The organism is Streptosporangium sp. NPDC005286 (assembly GCF_040607515.1).
GTDB lineage: Bacteria > Actinomycetota > Actinomycetes > Streptosporangiales > Streptosporangiaceae > Streptosporangium.
The window spans coordinates 1-1,081 of the sequence record NZ_JBEXGU010000420.1 but is presented as its reverse complement, the minus strand read 5'-3'; the positions used below and the strand labels follow the sequence as shown (position 1 = coordinate 1,081).

The following is a 1,081-nucleotide window of genomic DNA, read 5'->3' as shown; positions in this document are numbered from 1 at the left end:
CCTATATCCCTAAGGGTCCGCCCTGCCGTACGGCTCGCGCGAGCCGTACGGCAGGATGATGACGCATGCCTCATGCGACGAAAGGAACCCCGGCCATGGCGATCGAGGTGGGTACCCAGGCTCCGGGCTTCGAGCTGAGCGACCAGCACGGCACCCCGGTCAAGCTTTCCGACCACCGGGGCAAAAAGATCGTGCTGATCTTCTATCCTCTCGCGTTCACCGGCGTCTGCGGCGGCGAACTCGACGCCATCCGCGACGAGTTCATGGCCGACATGCCCGAAGACGTTGAAGTTCTCACCATCTCGATTGACTCCATCTTCGCTCACCGCGCGTGGGCGGATCAGAAGGGCTACACCTTCCCGCTGCTCTCCGACTTCTGGCCGCACGGACAGGTCGCGCGGGCGTACGGTGTGTTCGATGAGGAGAAGGGCTTCGCGGAGCGCGGAACCTTCATCATCGACGGCGAGGGCGTGGTCCGCTGGCGTGTCGTGAATCCGATTTCACAGGCCCGCGACATCGCCGAGTACCGCAAGGTGCTCGCCGAACTTCCCTAAGCGGTGATCCGGCGACCGCCCGTTCACGTGGCGCCCGCCGGTCCGACCTCTCGGAGGCGATCATGCCCTGCTTCTCCTGCGGGGCCAGGCAGACCGACCCGATCCGTGGTGCCAGCCCGTGGACGCGCGGGGTGCGCGACGAGACGCAGGTGCTGATCTGCCCGGACTGCCGGCGCACCCATGAAGTCGAGCTCGACACGTGCTCCTCATGCGGCTCCGTCGCGCTCATCTGCCGGCTCGGCGAGGTGGAGTGCCGGTCCTGCGGCTCGGTGCGGCTCGCCCGCGCCGACGGCCGACCGGCCGTCGCCTGTGCCCCGGGCCTGGCCGACGAGGTGGAGGCCGCCCTGGCCAGGGTGCTGCGCCGGGTCCCCTGAGGGGCCGTTTTCGCCTGGAGACGGGGCCCCAGGCCGATCACGTCCGCGTACGTGGTGTGCGAGTGTTCGGGATCGGGCCGGCCGATCATCGCTGGGGTGAAAAGCGCGGCCAAGTGGGAGTTTTTGTGATCTGGGTGGTTCGGCATGCCGAAC

2 protein-coding genes are annotated in these 1,081 nt (G+C 67.8%); both read left to right on the top strand.

What is annotated here, in order from left to right; translation table 11 throughout:
• Nucleotides 1-95 precede the first annotated feature (95 nt).
• The gene (locus tag ABZU75_RS46525; RefSeq protein WP_355570047.1) at nucleotides 96-554 is read left to right on the top strand and encodes a peroxiredoxin; all 459 of its coding nucleotides are present in this window, start codon (nucleotides 96-98) and stop codon (nucleotides 552-554) included.
• 62 nt (nucleotides 555-616) lie between these two features.
• Nucleotides 617-928, top strand: coding sequence for a hypothetical protein (locus ABZU75_RS46520; protein WP_030920115.1), 312 nt, complete (start codon nucleotides 617-619; stop codon nucleotides 926-928).
• Nucleotides 929-1,081: the final 153 nt, after the last annotated feature.

What these genes read in the sequence shown, in the direction of transcription:
- ABZU75_RS46520 (WP_030920115.1), top strand. Translation starts at nt 617, where the DNA reads ATGCCCTGCTTCTCCTGCGGGGCCAGGCAGACCGACCCGATCCGTGGT.
- ABZU75_RS46525 (WP_355570047.1), top strand. Translation starts at nt 96, where the DNA reads ATGGCGATCGAGGTGGGTACCCAGGCTCCGGGCTTCGAGCTGAGCGAC.